Source organism: Oceanobacillus piezotolerans (assembly GCF_003665065.1).
Taxonomy (GTDB): Bacteria; Bacillota; Bacilli; order Bacillales; family Amphibacillaceae; genus Oceanobacillus; species Oceanobacillus piezotolerans.
Genome location: NZ_RCHR01000002.1, coordinates 689,625 through 706,958, shown reverse-complemented (window position 1 = coordinate 706,958; position 17,334 = coordinate 689,625). Strand labels below are relative to the sequence as shown.

The following is a 17,334-nucleotide window of genomic DNA, read 5'->3' as shown; positions in this document are numbered from 1 at the left end:
TCCCTTTTACGAACCAATTTGGTTAACAAAGTATGTCTAGCTGCGTGCGTAGGAGAATTAAACCTTTCGAAGATGCGATAAATCTGATCGAGTAGACTTTCTGCTCATTTGAGAGGAGATCACTATCATGAGTTATTTTGCGAACGTTGACAAAATTAATTACGAAGGTCCAAAGTCAAAGAATCCATTAGCATTTAAATTTTATAATCCAGAAGAAGTGATTGGCGGAAAGTCAATGGAGGAAATCTTACGTTTTGGTGTCGCATATTGGCACACTTTTACAGAGGATTTATCTGATCCATTTGGAGTGGGAACGGCGGTTCGTCCTTGGGATAAATTTACTGGAATGGATCTTGCGAAGGCTCGGGTTGAAGCAGCCTTTGAATTTTTCGAAAAGCTAAATGTTCCATATTTCTGTTTTCATGATGTGGATATTGCACCAGAAGGAAGCACATTAAGAGAATCAAACAAAAATCAGGACATCATTGTTGCTATGATTAAGGATTATATGAAAGACAGCAAAACTAAATTGCTTTGGAATACGGTAAATAATTTTAGTAATCCTCGTTTTGTTCATGGTGCTGCATCTTCTAATAATGCGGATGTATTTGCTTATGCCGCTGCAAAAGTGAAAAAGGGATTGGAAGTAGGAAAAGAGTTAGGCGCTGAGAATTATGTATTTTGGGGCGGTCGTGAGGGATATGAAACCCTATTAAATACAGATATGAAATTAGAGTTAGACAATTTAGGCCGTTTCTTCCACATGGCGGTTGACTATGCGAAGGAAATAGGTTTTGATGCTCAATTCTTAATTGAACCAAAACCAAAAGAACCAACAACACACCAGTATGACTTTGATGTGGCGAGTGGTTATGCCTTTCTGCAAAACTACGGTCTACAAGATGATTTCAAATTTAATATTGAAGCAAACCATGCAACATTAGCTGGGCACACGTTTGAACATGAACTTCGTTATGCACGAATCCATAATATGTTGGGTTCTGTTGATGCGAACCAAGGACATCCTTTATTAGGATGGGATACAGACGAATTCCCAACTGATTTGTATACAACAACACTTGCTATGTATGAAATTTTGAAAAATGGAGGTTTAGGCCGAGGGGGATTAAACTTCGATGCAAAGGTACGTCGTGGATCTTTTGAACCTGAAGATTTATTCTACGCGCATATTGCAGGGATGGATAGCTTCGCCGTTGGACTAAAGGTAGCTCAAAAGTTAATTGGTGATAAAGTATTAGACGGTGTTATTGAAGATCGCTACAAGAGCTATAGCGATGGTATCGGTTTGGATATTGTAAATGGTAATACCGACTTCAATAAATTAGAACAGTATGCATTAGAGCTTAAGGAAATAAGGAATGAATCCGGGAAATTAGAGCGTATCAAATCAACGGTTAACCAATATTTACTGACTGTTTATGCGGATAAATAGGTTATTTATACAGGAGATGTTGCTATATGAAATATGTAATTGGAATAGATTTAGGGACAAGTGCTGTTAAGCTATTATTAGTAAATAAACATGGTGATGTAGTGCAAGAGGTTTCTAAAGCCTATTCATTAATAAAAGAGAAATCAAATTATAGTGAACAGAATCCAGAAGATTGGGTGGATCAGACAATTGAGGGATTGTCTGACCTACTCCAACTCTTTAAGGGAACCCCAGAAGATATTGAGGGAATAAGTTTTTCTGGACAAATGCATGGTTTAGTATTGCTGGACGAAAATCATGAAGTATTACGCAATGCCATTCTTTGGAATGATACTCGTACAACAGAAGAATGCCATGAGATCTACTCGCGGGTAGGAAGAGAACGCTTACTTAAGATTACGAAAAATCTAGCTTTAGAGGGATTTACTTTGCCGAAAATCCTTTGGGTGAAAAATCATGAACCAGAAACCTTTAACAAAGCTAAACACTTTGTTTTACCAAAAGATTATGTGCGCTTCCGTTTAACAGGTAAACTCCATATGGAATATTCCGATACAGCTGGGACGCTGTTACTTAATATAAATGAGAAAAAGTGGAGTAAAGAAATTTGTGACATACTTGGTATAGATGTCAATATGTGTCCACCTTTGGTTGAGTCTCATGCAGAAGTTGGAATGATAACAACTGAAATAGCAACAAAAACTGGATTAACACCATTCACTCGAGTATTTGCGGGTGGAGCTGATAATGCCTGTGGTGCAATTGGCGCAGGGATCTTAGAAGAAGGAAAGACGTTAGCAAGTGTTGGGACTTCGGGCGTTGTCTTAACATACGAGGGAAATAGTGATAAAGACTTCCAAGGGAAGGTTCATTACTTTAATCATGCTGCACCAAATTCGTATTATTCCATGGGTGTCACTCTATCAGCGGGACATAGTCTGTCATGGTTTAAAAATATATTTGCAAAAGATGAAAGCTTTGAAGAGTTATTAGATGAGGTAGAAAGTGTATCAATAGGAGCGAATGGACTATTGTTTACCCCTTATATTTCAGGTGAAAGGACGCCGCATGTAGATGCTGCGATTCGCGGAAGTTTTATCGGGATGGATAGTTCTCATCAAAGGAAACACTTTGTTCGTGCCGTTTTGGAAGGAATCACTTTTTCACTAAATGAATCGTTGCAAATTTTCCGTGAAAACGGAAAAGACATTGATAGAATTATTTCTATTGGTGGCGGGGCAAAAAATGAAGATTGGTTACAGATGCAGGCTGATATTTTTAACGCGGATGTTGTGAAACTTAAAAGTGAGCAAGGTCCAGGCATGGGGGCTGCAATGCTTGCTGCGTATGGATGTGGGTGGTTCAATTCACTAAATGAATGTGCCAATGAATTTCTAAAAGAAGATAGAGTGTATCATCCGATTGCCGAGAATGTGGAAAAATACCAAACGTTATTTCAACTATATAAACTAGTATATTCAGCAACAGAATCGTTGAATAAGGGATTGGTGGAGTTTAGAAACTAGCCTAATTGATGAATCTTCATTGAAAAAAAGTAAACGCTTTATTAGAAACAAAGTTGGGGAAGGGGAGAAAAGAGAAGGAGCTTAGCTCTGCTCTGACAAACAATGAAGGTGAAAAACAAATCATATAATAATTCATATGTTATTTCCATTACATTGATTGCAACTTTAGGAGGATTGCTTTTTGGTTATGATACAGCCGTAATTTCCGGTGCTGAGCAATCCATACAAATATATTTGATTGATAGTTTAGGGTTAGGTTCCTTTGTGCATGGATTAACTGTATCTAGCGCATTGATAGGCTGTATTATTGGTGGTTTAATATCTGGGTTCTTCTCGAATAGTATCGGTAGGAGAAATTCACTAATAATTGCTGCAATACTATTTTTCGTTTCTTCGTTAGGTTCAGCCTATCCAGAGTTCTTATTCTTTAATGTGGGGGAGCCAACAACAAGCCTACTAATCACATTTAATTTATATCGAATTCTTGGAGGTATCGGTGTAGGTATGGCATCTGCAATTTCTCCAACATACATTGGTGAAATTGCGCCTCAAGAAATTCGCGGTAAATTAGTGTCTTGGTACCAGTTCGCTGTTATATTTGGACAATTGGTTGTTTACTTTGTTAACTGGGGTATTGCAAATGGTCAACCAACTGCATGGGTAAATGATATTGGTTGGAGATTAATGTTTGCTTCAGAAGCAATACCAGCATTATTATTCTTTATCCTATTATTCAATATTCCAGAAACACCAAGATATTTAGTATCCAAAAACAAAGGGGATCAAGCATTTAATGTCTTGTCGAAAATTAATGGATCTAAGGAAAAGGCGAAAGTTGTACTATCTGAAATTAATGAATCATTAAATGCGACAACAACTACTGGAAAACTATTTTCTTATGGGAAAACAGTTATTATTGTAGGTATTCTACTTTCTGTTTTCCAACAATTTATTGGTATTAATGTAGCCTTGTATTATGCACCACGTATCTTTGAAAGTATGGGTGCTGGTCAGAATGCATCCATGATGCAAACAGTAATAATGGGAATCGTTAATGTTGGGTTTACCATTATTGCGATACAAACCGTCGATAAGTGGGGAAGAAAACCACTGTTAATGGTTGGCTCAATTGGTATGGCAATCGGTATGTTTGGTGTAGCCTTACTTGCGCTAAACGGAGTGTTTGGAATATGGACATTGTTCTTTATTATTTTCTATACAGCGTCCTTTATGATGTCTTGGGGACCTATTTGTTGGGTATTGCTTTCTGAAATATTTCCTAACAAAATTAGAGGACAGGCAATGGCCTTTGCGGTTGCAGCGCAATGGGCAGCGAACTTTTTTATTTCATCAACGTATCCACCGATGATTGAATTTAGTGGCCCATTAACTTACGGATTCTATGGTTTAATGAGTATTATTTCCGCAATCTTCGTTTGGAAGATGGTACCTGAAACCAAAGGGAGATCACTTGAGCAATTAGAAAGTTTGTGGACAGGAGAAAAAGAGAAAATAGATGAAAATAAAAATGTAGGTAGTGTATAAAGAAAAATCTATAGGTGTAGTGGAAAAAGGACTGGTATTCCCATGTCCTTTTCCATTTCTCCTAAGAAAATAGGATTGGAGAGATTAAGAATATGAATATCGAAATAAAACAACTAGACGAGAAGTGGAAAACTTTTATATTAAGAAATGATCATGGTATGGAGGTACATATATTAAATTTGGGGGGTATCATTCAAAAAATCATTGTTCCTAATAAACATGGAGACTTCGAAAATGTGGTCTTAGGATATGACAATTATCAAGAATATAGAACAGATCCTTATTTCTTTGGCGCAATCATTGGAAGGGTGGCAGGAAGAATTGAAGGAGCAAGTTTTGAAATTAATGGAAAAAAATATGAATTAGAAAGAAATGATGCGACGAATCACTTACATAGTGGTGAAGGGTTTCATCGAGTGTTTTGGGATGCCGAGCCATTTGAAACTTCAAATGGCGTTGGAGTAAAACTTTCTTACTTTAGTAAAGATGGAGAGAATGGATATCCTGGTAATTTGAAGGTCAACGTAACGTATGTGGTAAAAAATGATAACCAGCTTGTTATTGATTACTTGGCTACCACAGATGAAACAACTCCTCTGACACTAACAAATCATACCTACTTTAATCTATCTGGAAATTTAAAAGATACAATTGAGCATCATTCAGTAAGAATTAACAGTAATAATTATTTAGAACTTAATAATGAATTGATCCCGACAGGTAAAATGCTAGATACAAAAAACACCCCTTTTGACTTCTCACGTGGTCGAATCCTTAACGAGGGAATAACCTCCGATTCAGAACAGAACAAAGTGGTTGGTAACGGTTATGACCATTACTTTCTATTTGATAAAAATGAAAAAGGAAACATTGAAGTGAAGGATGAAGTTAGTGGCAGAGTATTAAAGATACAGACTAACCAGCCCGGAGTGGTAATGTATACTTCCAATAATTTGGAAGAAGGTTGTGAACTTTCCGGAGGTGTTTCTAAAAAGTACTTAGGTGTATGTCTTGAAACACAAGCATCACCTGCATCTTTACATTCCAAGGGATTACCGTCAATCTTGTTGAACAAGGATGAAGTTTATAATAAACAAACTGTTTTTACGTTTCAGGTCAATTAATTTATAGAAAAAAATTACTATAGACATACTAGAATACGAGATTAGAGAGGGTGGTAAGTTTTACTTGCTCTCCCTATAAATGTCTTGAATGGTTTCTAAACTATCTTGGGGAAATTATGCTAGTATATTTCATATTTTCCTAAACACTTATAAATGTTTTATGGTTTTCAAATGTGTAATAATACAGGGATTAAAAGATTCGGAGCTTCAAAATTTAAACTCGGAGATGGAGAAAAAGAAAAAATCTGCTCCGGTGGCATGGCTAAAGATATAGCGTAAGAAGTAAGAAACCTGTTGCTTGGTTGAATAGAAACGAGCTCAACATAGTGGTGATTACCATCTGGGGTACAACACCTTAAGTTGAGCTCGGTTTATATAATTTAGTATTAGAAGCTAAACATCGGCAAGACATAAGTTTGAGGCTGCGCAATCTGCAGAAAGGATAGAGATTCCACCCATGTTTGCGGCTAATCTTTCAAATACTTCCTAATAAGCCTCTTCAAAGGAAGCAAAAGAACCGTCCCCGTGCTTCTAGAATTTCTGTCCTCCTGATAAATTATTCCCTTCAATAAAGTGTTTTTGGAAGAAGAAGAATAATAGAATCATTGGTAGCAGGACAGTAGTAGACATCGCCATTAAGTAATTCCACTGTGTGGAAACTTGCCCTTTAAATGTCTGCAATCCGATTTGCAGTGTATAAAGATTCTCATCTGTTAAATAAAGTAATGGTCCTAATAGATCGTTCCAGGATCCATTAAATGCTAAGATAGCTACTGTAATTAATGCCGGTTTAATCAGTGGAAGAATAATCTTCCACCAAATCTGGAAGTGATTGGCACCATCTATTTTAGCTGCATCTATCATTGCCCGCGGTATCGTGCGGATAAATTGACGAAGCAGGAAAATAAAGAAGGCACTGCCTAGGAATGCTGGTACAATCAGTGGTAAATAGGTGTTGACCCAACCTATTTTGGAAAAAATAATATACTGCGGTACCAAGGTAACAAATCCAGGAATCAGCATCGTTGCCATCACCAAACCAAATAATATTTTTTTCCCTTTAAAGCGGATTACCGCAAAACCGTAGGCGATAAATGAGTTGGCCAGAACGCTGCCAATTGTTACAATCCCTGCAATAAATAGCGTGTTAAGGGTCCATCTTGTAAATGGAGCAGTTTGCCAGGCTTCTATATAGTTACTGAACTGAAACGATTCTGGGAAAAAGGTTGGTGGATATTGTGCAATTTCCCCAGGGCTTTTTAAAGAGGTGGAAATCATCCACCATACTGGAAGCAATATAATTATACTTACACCAATCAAAAGGATATAGATAAAGAAATTTTTAATCCGCATCTTCTTCTTATTTCCAACATAGGTTTCCATCACTCATCACCACTTTCATAATATACCCAGCGCTTACTCACCTTAAAGTGAATAAAAGTAAACACCATCACGATTAAGAATAGAATCCATGCCATGGCAGATGCATATCCCATATCGAATATTTCAAAGGCATTATTCCACATATGCAAGTTATAGAATAATAGCGAGCTTGATGGTCCACCATCTCCATTTTCAGTCATCACATAGGCCTCTTGGAAAATTTGGAACGCTCCTATCGTTGACGTTACGAGATCGAAGAAAATGATTGGCGTAATCATTGGAAGGGTAATATGGATAAATTTCCTAAATCCACCAGCACCATCTAGTTCTGCTGCTTCATACATTTCTTTAGGTACGTTTTGCATAATAGCTAAATAAAGGAGCATGCCGCCACCAAGACCCCATAATTTCATCATAATGAGGGCAGGTTTTGTCCACTCTGGATCAAATAGCCATGCAGGCCCATCAATCCCGAACCAGGCAAGTACTGTATTGACAAGACCTGTAGACGGGCTCAGTAATTGCATCCATAGGAAATAGATAGCAACCCCCGACAGAATGGCTGGTAAATAGATAATCGTCCGAAAGTATTTTATACCTCTTATCTTTTGATTCAATAACAACGCAACAAGAATTCCTCCTACCGTTGTTAAAGGAACGGAGAATATAACAAAATAGACGGTATTATACAGTGAAGTCCAAAATAGTGGGTCAGCTGTGAACATTTTTATGTAATTATCAAACCCTATAAAATTCATTTGGGAAGTAATGTTATAATCAGTAAAACTAGTAACGAGTGAGAATAGTAATGGACCTAAAGTTAGCCCAAGCAGTCCAATAATCCAAGGAGCAATAAAGATATATCCCCAAATATTCTCTCTTACTGCTAGTTTGCTAGGTTTTCTTTTTTTGTTATTAGGTTTTTTGTTTTTAGTTGTCTCTATTTTCTTTAATGGAAGCGGACGTTGTTCAACTCTATCTTCCCTTTGTAGACTTTCCATATTTAACCACCCTCCCAATTAGAAACAAGTGACCCCCATCATGATTGACAACGATGGGGAGCCATTTATTACTTGATTATGTTTTTTGTTTTATTCTGTTTCCCGTTTCGATGCTTCTACATCTTTTTGCGCTTTTTCCAATGCTTCTTCCACTGACATATCACCTTGCAATGCATCATCGATATTCGGATTTACTAAGTCCGTATAATCCGGATATTCTAACGGGACAGTTGAAAAGTCGGTTTCTTCCAGACTTTCTAATGTTTTCTGATAGACTTCTTTTGCTTTTCCATCTAGGTTGTCCAGAGCCTTCTCACTTGCTTCTATATTGGCTACATTATCAAAGTTATTTTCAGCCCAATAGGTTTGTGCTTCCACATCTGTCATATATTCGATAAATTTCATAGAGGCTTCTGGATTCTTTGCTCCTTTAGGGATTTCCAATACAAAGCCACCGCCAGAACTCCAATTTCCTGTCTCCTCTGTAAAGGAAGGGATTAGTGCTGCACCATAATCCATGTCCCCAGCAAATTGATCAAGCTGTGTGAAGAAAGTACCAGGTTCTATCCACATGGCAACTTTGCCGTTAATAAATGGATTCTGCTGTTCACTACCAAACTCAGCTGACATATTTTGAACCGTTTCTTCACCTAAGTCTTCTTTAAAATCTACTATCCACTGCAATGCTTCCTGTTTAGCAGGTGTATTGATTTTTACTTCGCCATCATCGATCAATTGCACACCATCATCCGCATTAATCATCCATGAAATTGGTCCAAAATCGCCCCAGCCTGGGTAAAATCCAACTTGTTCGTAGGTATCACCATTTTTAATATTTAGCTTTTCTGCATATTCCTTGAGTTCATCCCATGTTCTTGGTGGTTTCTCAGGGTCAAGTCCTGCTTCTCTAAATGCATCTTTGTTATAATATAGTAATCTGGTATCGGTGTTAAACGGCAATGCGTATGTTTTATCTTCGTGAACAACCGTTTCCCATAGTTTAGGATCAAATTTTTCTTCTAATCCATCACTCATTAAATCAGTTATGTCTTCTACTTGGTTATTTTCTGCCCGCAAAGCAACAGAACGGATATCGTTGACGATCACGTCAGGCGGGTTTCCAGCCGCTACTGCTGCCAGATTCTTCGTCCAGATATCTCCCCATGGTACATATGTATGTTTTACAACAATCTCGTCTTGGGAGTTATTAAAGTCATCTATCATTTTTTCTATAATTGGTCTCCTAGTCTCAGAACCCCAGAAGGTCCAAAAGTCCAATTCGATTTTTCCATCTGCATTTGTTGCTTCTGCATCATTGGAACATCCACTAATGAATAGCAGTAAGATTGCAAATAGGAAAAAAGTCCATTTCTTTTTCATTATGTACACTCCTTCTTAAATATTAAGTTGTTTAATGTAAATTTTTGTCACTCAGAGGATAAATACCCCACTTCATTTATTTAGAAACTTATTAGGGAGAAGTTGATTCTTTGGGCCTATTTAAGTGAAGGTGGTAGGTGCATAAGATCCGGTAATTTGTGGTTGTTGTGATGGAGAAAGATATCGGACAGTTTTGTTTCGACGGAATTTATTCTATGGATTATGTGTTTAACATGAAGGATGGGGGGGAATTGAGGCTGAAACTGGCGATCTTCATGGATTAATTTTCAGTGGTTTTGAACGTTGGACAAATTCCAATAAATTGAGGGGAAGCTCTTTAAGAGGATTTGTTAATTTAATAAAAAAAGAGCACAACAAGCTAATAAAATCCGCTTGTTGTGCAGAGTTTTCACCTAATTTTGAAAGATCCACTCCTTTTTCTGTATGGCTTATTTCTCATTTCTTCAGAATAACAGCCCCTTACCCTATTGCATAATTCCTGCAAAACCGGATGACCAGAGCAGAGTCATCCTCAAGCAAGGAAGCAAAAGAACCGTCTCCATGCTTCACCTTTCTGTTAAAGGAATAGAGTCATAGTCTTCTGCGTCCAATTCATAGATTTCATCGGTTGCAACGCTATTTAGGATGCCGTATAGGCCGGTCTTGACAGCTTTTGTTAATTGGCCTAATTTCTTCTGTCCATAGCTTTGGGTTTGACCGGTGATTTCAAACAAAACAGCACCACTTCCATTTAGCGCAAAGGATCCAAGGGCAGTTCCTGGCAAGTCCAGGTTTTGCGGATACAAGGATATATTTCCAAATGGGGAGTTGCCCATTTGCTGTAATGCTTGATAAGCAGAAATATTTAACTGTTTAGAGAATTCACCATTATAAGTGTCGGCATAATCACGGTATTTTTCTCCTTCTGGTGTGTTTGGATCGGGTACAAAGACACCAGATAGGGATAATGTTACTGGATCATCTGTTCCTTCAATGACATATTCTCCTTGATGGTGCAAATCGACAAATACGTCTACTTTACCAAATTGATTTTGTAAGTCTTTGTAAACATCTCGGATGGTTTGAGCTTCAGGAGTAATAAACCAGCCCGGTTCTGATGAGCGGTTCGGGAAGTCATCTGGTTGGGGAACATAATTCAAGTCAGGATTAAAATCTCTATTGACATCAAATCCAGGGTTTGATGCATAATCCCAATATTGATTAATGTATGTGTAATAGTTCCAAGAAGGTTGCGAACCTGCCAACTGTGGGAATTGCTCTACTACCTCATCCCATGTCATTTCATTGCCGCGGCGGTTTAATTCTGTCGCATCCGGATTGACCATTGGCATCGCCACAATGGTAAGTTCCTCTCTTAATTGTCTGAGTTCAGGGGAATTGCTTTTTCCGATTTCTTCTATCATATTTAATAACGCTTTTGTACCCACCTTTTCATTTCCATGAATTTCACTTTGGATGAATACCACTTTATCGCCTGAACCAATGGTTGCTTTATATATTTCGCGACCATGGTTGGAATAACCAACGATATTTACCTCAACATTTCCATTGCTTGTTTGTTCTAATTGTTCCATTTTTCGCTTTAGCTCATCATGATTTATGAACCCTGAGATAGATGGTTTCTTAACTTCTGATGGGTTTGCAGATACAACTGTAGAATTCAATGCTGGTGTTACGAGACCTGCACTTAATAGGATGGCTCCACTTAACAACGCAATCTTACTTCTTTTCTTCATAACATTCCCTCCAATCTTTGATATTAAGAATATTCTTTTTATTTATTGGATTTCCTTCCGAAATAGAATAATTGAAACTATAGTACGGTTTGTCTTTTATTCACCGTTCCTTTGCCCTAACTGTTTTAGACGAGGATCTTAAACGCTATCTTGGTTAAGTTTTAAATAAGGTAAATATTTCAGAGAGCTGCTAGATAAGCTTTTGTTCTTTTTACTCACTATTATTAACTAGTCATAACGCATTTGTTATTATTTAATATAGGTAACATTCTTTATTTTTAGATTATTAAAAGGGTTTATCTCCATGATTATCGAAAAATTACATTATTACGATTAGATGGAGGGATAAAATGAAGAGGTTAAACAAAACATTATTAACGTTAAGTCTTACGGGGGCGCTTGTTATAGGAGGGACAAGCTTTACTTCACCAGTTGTCAACGCAGTAGGTAATGGTCCGAATTACAATGGAAATGAGCAGGTTAATACTTCTATACTTAAAACCTATGATGAAATGGTTAATTTTCTGGAAAAACAGGAAGCAAAACAGGACCAAATGGAATTAGAAGTGATTGGTCAATCGATGAAGGGCCGGGATTTATATCTTGTAAAATACATCTCCAACCCAGATAACCCAACAATTCTTTATCTCACACAGCAGCATGGAAACGAACAGTTGACGACAGAAGGAGCGCTTGAATTTATTAAACACCTGGGAACCGGGAAAACAAAAGGGATTCTCGATAATCTTAATGTGCTAATTGTTCCCATGCTAAATCCCGATGGAGCAATGGGGGACGTCGATTTTGATTTAGATGATTATATTGCGGATGGAGATCGCCATTTAACCAGATACAATGCAGTAGGGGAAGATTTAAACCGTGACCATGTCAATAAAATTTTCCCGGAAACACAGGCGCTTCATAATAATGTATTAAGTGAATATGATATTGATTATATGATAGACCTTCATCATCAGGGAGCACAAAGTGAACGTGATGGAGAGTTAGTGTCCGGATCGATTCTTTATCCAACTACGGAAAACGCTGATCCTGAAGTCGTTCATAAATCTAAACAATTAGGTGCTGTCGTATTTGATGAGATTGATCCAACTGGCTGGGGACATCTAGGCAAATATAATGGAGGTTCCGCTGAAACCATTTCTCGTAATGGCATTGCCGTTGAGTACGGAATTTCCACACTACTTTTTGAAATGCGTGGTATGTCCGACCATTTTTATGACTCTTATGTACTCGGTCAGAAAAGTAACGGTTATTTGATCAAACAAACAGTAAACACTTTGGAAGTAACAGCCAGAGCGATTTCGGATGGTTCGATCCACGATAAAGATGTTGCTTTTTGGGATACGTTGCAGACTCAAACTACTAGAACGGCTGAATAGTAAGCTTATTAAAGAACCGAACAGCGGTAAGCGCTGTTCGGTTCGCTTGCAATTGCTGGTAAAAATGGGAGACTGTCCATTGAAGTTGGAGAGGTGGTATTCTTTATTAGCTCAGTGAGCGAAAAGGGCGTTCACAAGGCGAATGAAGACGCGAATGATTCTCCCGAGATCGAAAATCATTTCATTCCAAATGCCTCTGCCAACAATTCAATTCCCTTCATCCGATTCGCCGTCCCTGGGAAGTTCGGTATAATGGTTACTTCATCCGCATGATAAAACTCTGCAAGCTGTAAAATTTCCGCCTTCACTTTTTCAGGATCTCCGATGATTGCTTTCTTCCTTGTATTACTTATTTTTTTCCTTTCAAATGCACTATACGTTTGCTGTTTTGCTGTGTGTACAGATGGAAAATAGGTCGGATTTTTTGCTGTTTCCAGGGATAGCATCCAATAGTCAAAGGCAAGCGCGAGTTCTTCTGCTTCTTCGGTTGTTTCAGCAATAATTGCGAAAACGGCAATGGATACGAGAGGGCTTGCATGGAATGGAGATGCCTTAAAATGCTCTCGGTAACTTGCTATTACCTCGCGCCCTTTGTCAACCGGTTTAATGAAATGTGCATAAGTAAAGGCTGTTCCATTCTCTGCGGCAATTTTCGTACTGCTTCCACCAGCTCCTAACATCCATATCTCAGGGGTTGTCTTAATAATAGGTGTCGCTCTTAATTTTCCAAAACGGTGTTCCTTCAAAGAATCATCCTTTAAAAAGTGCAATACATCCTCGGTCTGTTCCTCGTACGTTAATCTCTTTGACTTTCCCTCGTTTAGAGCACGCTGAACGAGCCTGCCACCTGGGCTATTGCCGATGCCAAGATCTATTCGGTTAGGATGAAAGGCCTCGAGTGTTCGGAAATTTTCAGCAACTTTATAAGGACTGTAATGTGGGAGCATGACACCACCCGATCCAATGCGAATACGCTTAGTTTGTGTTGCTAAATACATCATCAGCATTTCTGGAGAACTGCTTGCGATTGAAAATGCATGATGTTGTTCAGGTACCCAGAACCGGTGAAAGTTTAGTCTTTCGGCAAGTTTTGCAAGGCTTACTGTATCTTGTAATGCTTCTATTGCAGTTTCTCCTTCATCAATAAGGGAGTAATCTAGAATATTTAATGGAATCATTTGAGTGATCTCCTTTTTGAAGAATATCTACTTTAATTCTCTTATATTAGAGGAGGGGATGCAAACGAAGGGGACTATGTGATGAGTTGATGGTGAGCTTTTGATAGGTTCCGAACTTTTTAGGAAGATGGAGTGACCTTAGCGAAGGCCGCTCATTTTCCACAGATTCAGAGCAACTTAGGGAAAACTGCAGCAAACCTCTTAGTTATTCGCTCAACTATCTGTTTTTTGGATCAGATGGAATTAGAAACTAATAAATCCAAACTAAGATTCAATAGAATTAGTTCGGATTTCAAACACGTAGACAATGAAGAACTTTATTGTGTAAATGCTTCAATGATTTGTAATATAGCAGGTCCTAATAAAACAATAAACAACGTTGGAAAAATAAAGAGAACCAATGGAAACATCATTTTGATTGGAGCTTTCATCGCTGCCTCTTCGGCTTTTTGCCTGCGCTGTTCCCGTAAGTCTTCTGTCTGTACACGTAAAACAGACACCATTCCAATCCCCAATTTTTCGGCTTGCACCACATTATAAACCAAGGATCGCATTTCTTCTGAGTCAAGACGGTCATTTATTGCAGATAAGGCTTCTTTTCGTGTTTTTCCTAACCTCATTTCTTCTAGAGCTATCTTAAATTCCTTGATGACTTCACCTTTTTTCTTACTGACCACCTGGGATAGGGCGGAATCAAACCCTAATCCAGCTTCAAGACTAATTGTTAAAAGGTCCAACACATCTGGGAGCTCTTTTCCAGCGAGCTTGTTTCGTTTTTGAATTCGCTGTTTCAAATACTGTTTAGGCAATAGAATCGCCAATCCAAGGAAGAAAATCATAATGAGCAGAATATATTTTGTCTGTATGCCTGTAAGAAGGCCGATTAATAGCCCATATAAAGGAAGACCAACCATTAATATCAGCTTCACCATTTTAAATTCTACCGGACTTAATCCAAATGGCTGACCAGCTTTCAACAGAAGGTGTTCAAGCTTGGATGCTTCTTCTTTCTCTAAGCTTTTTGCGTATTTCCGTTTCAAAGAAATCCAGAAAGGCTGGATTACACGTTTGAAAAAAGAGGCTTGTTGCTCTTCCATATCGGTCTGATTGGATGGTGTATTAGAAACAAAATAAGCTTCAATTCGCTTTCGAATATGTTCTTTTCTTTGGGCTGGTATACCAATTAATGCATAGGTTAGCAGCGTAGTAAAAATAAAGAAACTTCCATATAAAGCCAGCATTGCTTACACCTCAATTGTTGTAATTTTACGTATAAAGATAAAGCCAATAATCCCGCCAACGACTCCAGCAACAAGCATTCCGATTCCGATTGGATTCGTAAAAAGCATTCCTATATAGGAAGGATTCATAAAGTAAATAATTAGTCCAAGCACTGCCGGAAGCAGACTTATTATAATGCCTGACAATCTGCCTTGGGCGGTAAGGGTCTTAATCTGATTTTGAATTTTAGCTCTTCCTCTGATTGTTTCCACTATCTTGTCCAATAAGAAAGCTAAATTCCCGCCTACCTGCCTTTGGATAACAATTGCTTCTACCATTAATTCCAAATCCTCACTTGGTATTCGTTCTTTCCATTCTAATAGAGCGTCCTCTAGAGAAGTGCCATATCGCATTTTCTTTAAGACAAGCTCTACTTCTTCTTTAATGGGAGAGTAGGATTCATCGGCAACCATCTGAAGGGACTGGGGCAGACTGAATCCTGCTCGAAGCGAACCGACCATGGAGGTAATCATTCCCGGAAGGCCGTTATTAAATTCCTTTATCCGCTTCTTCTCCTTTGTTGTTAACCAAAGAGCTGGCAGCTGGTAGCCGATAAGAAAGCCTACAATTAAAATGATCAAATTTCCATTAATTAAATGGAAAAGCCCTCCAGTAAATAGGGCAGAAAGCCATCTAAACGCTATAAATTCTTCTGGCTTAATTGGAACTCCAGCAATACTTAGTCTTTGCTCCAGAATGTTTTTTCTTTTACTCTTCTTTTTATTTTTCGTTAAGAGCATGGAAAGCTTCTGATTCATTGTCTTAAGAGAATTTTTAACAGAGCGTTCCTTTTCTTTTTCAATTGGCTTGGAAGCCGTAAAAAGACCTATAGCCATAAAAAAGAAAAAAATCGTTAAAAACAATGAAGTCAAGAGAATTATTTTCATGCTTATCAGTCCGCCTTTTCCGTAAAAATAGATGCTGGAAGATGAATCCCTTCATATTCCATTCTTTCATAGAACTTCGGCCGGATGCCTGTTGGTACAAGCTTTCCAATGATTTTTCCATTCTCATCTATTCCTGATTGCCTAAATGTGAAAATATCCTGCAGTACAATAATATCTCCTTCTAATCCTTGGACTTCGGTAATATTGGTGATTCGCCGTGTGCCATCCTTCAGTCTGGACTGCTGAATAATCACATCCAGGGCACCTGCAATTTGCTCGCGGATCGCTTTTACTGGGAGTTCCATGCCGGCCATCAGTACCATTGTTTCTAACCTTGCTACCATATCACGAGGACTGTTCGAGTGGCCTGTCGCAAGGGATCCATCGTGACCGGTATTCATTGCCTGAAGCATATCCAACGCTTCTCCGCCGCGAACCTCGCCAATAACAATTCGGTCTGGTCGCATTCGCAGGGAGTTTCGCACAAGGTCGCGAATTGCAATACTTCCTTTTCCTTCAATATTGGGCGATCTCGTTTCCAGTGAAACAACATGATCCTGTCCAAGCTGAAGCTCTGCCGCATCCTCAATGGTGACAATGCGGTCCTTATTTGAGATAAACGAAGAAAGGACATTTAAAGTTGTCGTCTTACCGGAACCAGTTCCGCCGCTAACGAAAATATTCAGCTTTGCTTCGACACAAGCCTTTAAAAAGTCTGCCATTTCCTCTGTCAGCGTACCGAAGCGAACTAAATCGTGAATCGTAAAGGGATCCTTAGAAAATTTACGAATCGTAATCGTTGGTCCGTTCAATGCCAGTGGAGGAATAATCGCATTCACCCGCGATCCATCCGCTAAGCGTGCATCAACCATTGGACTGCTTTCATCAATTCTTCTACCCAGTGGGGCTACAATCTTTTCGAGAACGGTCATGACATGGTCATTGTCGCGAAATTTTACATTAGTCAGCTCCAGTCTGCCATTTCGCTCGGCATACACCTGACTTGGACCATTAACCATCACCTCGGAGACCTTATCATCAAGGAGTAGGGGATTAATTGGCCCATAACCTGTAAGATCATTTTTTATTTCATCCTTAAGCTGGTTCATATCCTGAATATTAGTTAGCTCTTCATTCTCCTGGAGAATTTCCGAGATAATGGCATCCAGGTCACCAACGATGTCCTCAATCTCCGCATCCGCTCGCTCTTTTAATATATATTTAAAAACCAGATTTTTAAGTTCCAAATAATCACCAGAAGGCTCGGATATAAAAGTTGTCTCCTTTTCTGGCTCAACTATTTCTTTTGATGAGATAACTTCTTCTTCAGCCGGCTGTACTGCTTGTACGATTGGTTGTTCCGCTTGTTTCTCCATTTTCTCTTCATTTTTTGATTGGATTCTGGCTAATAAACTCATT

Annotated in this window: 13 protein-coding genes; 5 read left to right on the top strand and 8 right to left on the bottom strand. The window is 38.5% G+C overall.

Annotation, left to right across the window (positions count from 1 at the left end):
- Positions 1 to 127 precede the first annotated feature (127 nt).
- The 4 genes from xylA (at position 128) to D8M04_RS07595 (ending at position 5,648) form a co-directional block, all read left to right on the top strand.
- A complete protein-coding gene (gene xylA, locus D8M04_RS07610) occupies positions 128 to 1,453 on the top strand; it encodes a xylose isomerase (RefSeq protein WP_121522298.1) in 1,326 nt (441 codons plus the stop codon).
- Between the two features lie 26 nt (positions 1,454 to 1,479).
- A complete protein-coding gene (xylB, locus tag D8M04_RS07605) occupies positions 1,480 to 2,979 on the top strand; it encodes a xylulokinase (RefSeq protein ID WP_121522297.1) in 1,500 nt (499 codons plus the stop codon).
- 102 nt (positions 2,980 to 3,081) lie between these two features.
- On the top strand, positions 3,082 to 4,524 hold the full coding sequence (gene xylE / locus D8M04_RS07600) for a D-xylose transporter XylE (RefSeq protein ID WP_121522296.1): 1,443 nt from the start codon (positions 3,082 to 3,084) through the stop codon (positions 4,522 to 4,524).
- 92 nt (positions 4,525 to 4,616) lie between these two features.
- Entirely contained in the window at positions 4,617 to 5,648 is a 1,032-nt protein-coding gene (locus D8M04_RS07595; protein ID WP_121522295.1) for an aldose epimerase family protein, read from the top strand.
- Between the two features lie 531 nt (positions 5,649 to 6,179).
- Here D8M04_RS07595 and D8M04_RS07585 read toward each other — a convergent pair.
- The 4 genes from D8M04_RS07585 to D8M04_RS07570 all read right to left on the bottom strand — a co-directional run bounded on the left by D8M04_RS07585 (position 6,180) and on the right by D8M04_RS07570 (position 11,169).
- Positions 6,180 to 7,031 (bottom strand): carbohydrate ABC transporter permease, encoded by an 852-nt coding sequence (locus tag D8M04_RS07585; RefSeq protein WP_121522293.1) that lies wholly within the window; start codon positions 7,029 to 7,031, stop codon positions 6,180 to 6,182.
- Positions 7,031 to 8,032 carry a carbohydrate ABC transporter permease gene (locus D8M04_RS07580; RefSeq protein ID WP_121522292.1) on the bottom strand — a complete coding sequence of 334 codons (1,002 nt, stop codon included), beginning with the start codon at positions 8,030 to 8,032 and terminating at the stop codon, positions 7,031 to 7,033. Before D8M04_RS07580 ends, D8M04_RS07585 begins: the two co-directional genes overlap by 1 nt.
- Positions 8,033 to 8,122: 90 nt before the next feature.
- Complete coding sequence (locus D8M04_RS07575; protein WP_121522291.1) at positions 8,123 to 9,412, bottom strand: ABC transporter substrate-binding protein; 1,290 nt, start codon at positions 9,410 to 9,412, stop codon at positions 8,123 to 8,125.
- A 566-nt stretch (positions 9,413 to 9,978) separates the two neighbouring features.
- Positions 9,979 to 11,169 (bottom strand): M14 family zinc carboxypeptidase, encoded by a 1,191-nt coding sequence (locus D8M04_RS07570; RefSeq protein WP_121522290.1) that lies wholly within the window; start codon positions 11,167 to 11,169, stop codon positions 9,979 to 9,981.
- A 350-nt stretch (positions 11,170 to 11,519) separates the two neighbouring features.
- Here D8M04_RS07570 and D8M04_RS07565 point away from each other — a divergent pair, with 350 nt between their 5' ends.
- Positions 11,520 to 12,569, top strand: coding sequence for a M14 family zinc carboxypeptidase (locus D8M04_RS07565; RefSeq protein ID WP_121522289.1), 1,050 nt, complete (start codon positions 11,520 to 11,522; stop codon positions 12,567 to 12,569).
- 176 nt (positions 12,570 to 12,745) lie between these two features.
- Here the strand turns inward: D8M04_RS07565 and D8M04_RS07560 are convergent, their stop codons facing one another.
- The 4 genes from D8M04_RS07560 to D8M04_RS07545 all read right to left on the bottom strand — a co-directional run bounded on the left by D8M04_RS07560 (position 12,746) and on the right by D8M04_RS07545 (position 17,333).
- Complete coding sequence (locus tag D8M04_RS07560; protein ID WP_121522288.1) at positions 12,746 to 13,747, bottom strand: LLM class flavin-dependent oxidoreductase; 1,002 nt, start codon at positions 13,745 to 13,747, stop codon at positions 12,746 to 12,748.
- A 317-nt stretch (positions 13,748 to 14,064) separates the two neighbouring features.
- Positions 14,065 to 14,988: a type II secretion system F family protein gene (locus tag D8M04_RS07555; protein ID WP_121522287.1), complete on the bottom strand. Its 924-nt coding sequence runs from the start codon at positions 14,986 to 14,988 to the stop codon at positions 14,065 to 14,067.
- Positions 14,989 to 14,991: 3 nt separating this feature from the next.
- Positions 14,992 to 15,915, bottom strand: coding sequence for a type II secretion system F family protein (locus D8M04_RS07550; protein ID WP_246001147.1), 924 nt, complete (start codon positions 15,913 to 15,915; stop codon positions 14,992 to 14,994).
- 5 nt (positions 15,916 to 15,920) lie between these two features.
- Positions 15,921 to 17,333, bottom strand: coding sequence for a TadA family conjugal transfer-associated ATPase (locus tag D8M04_RS07545; RefSeq protein WP_121522286.1), 1,413 nt, complete (start codon positions 17,331 to 17,333; stop codon positions 15,921 to 15,923).
- Between the last annotated feature and the right edge of the window lies 1 nt (position 17,334).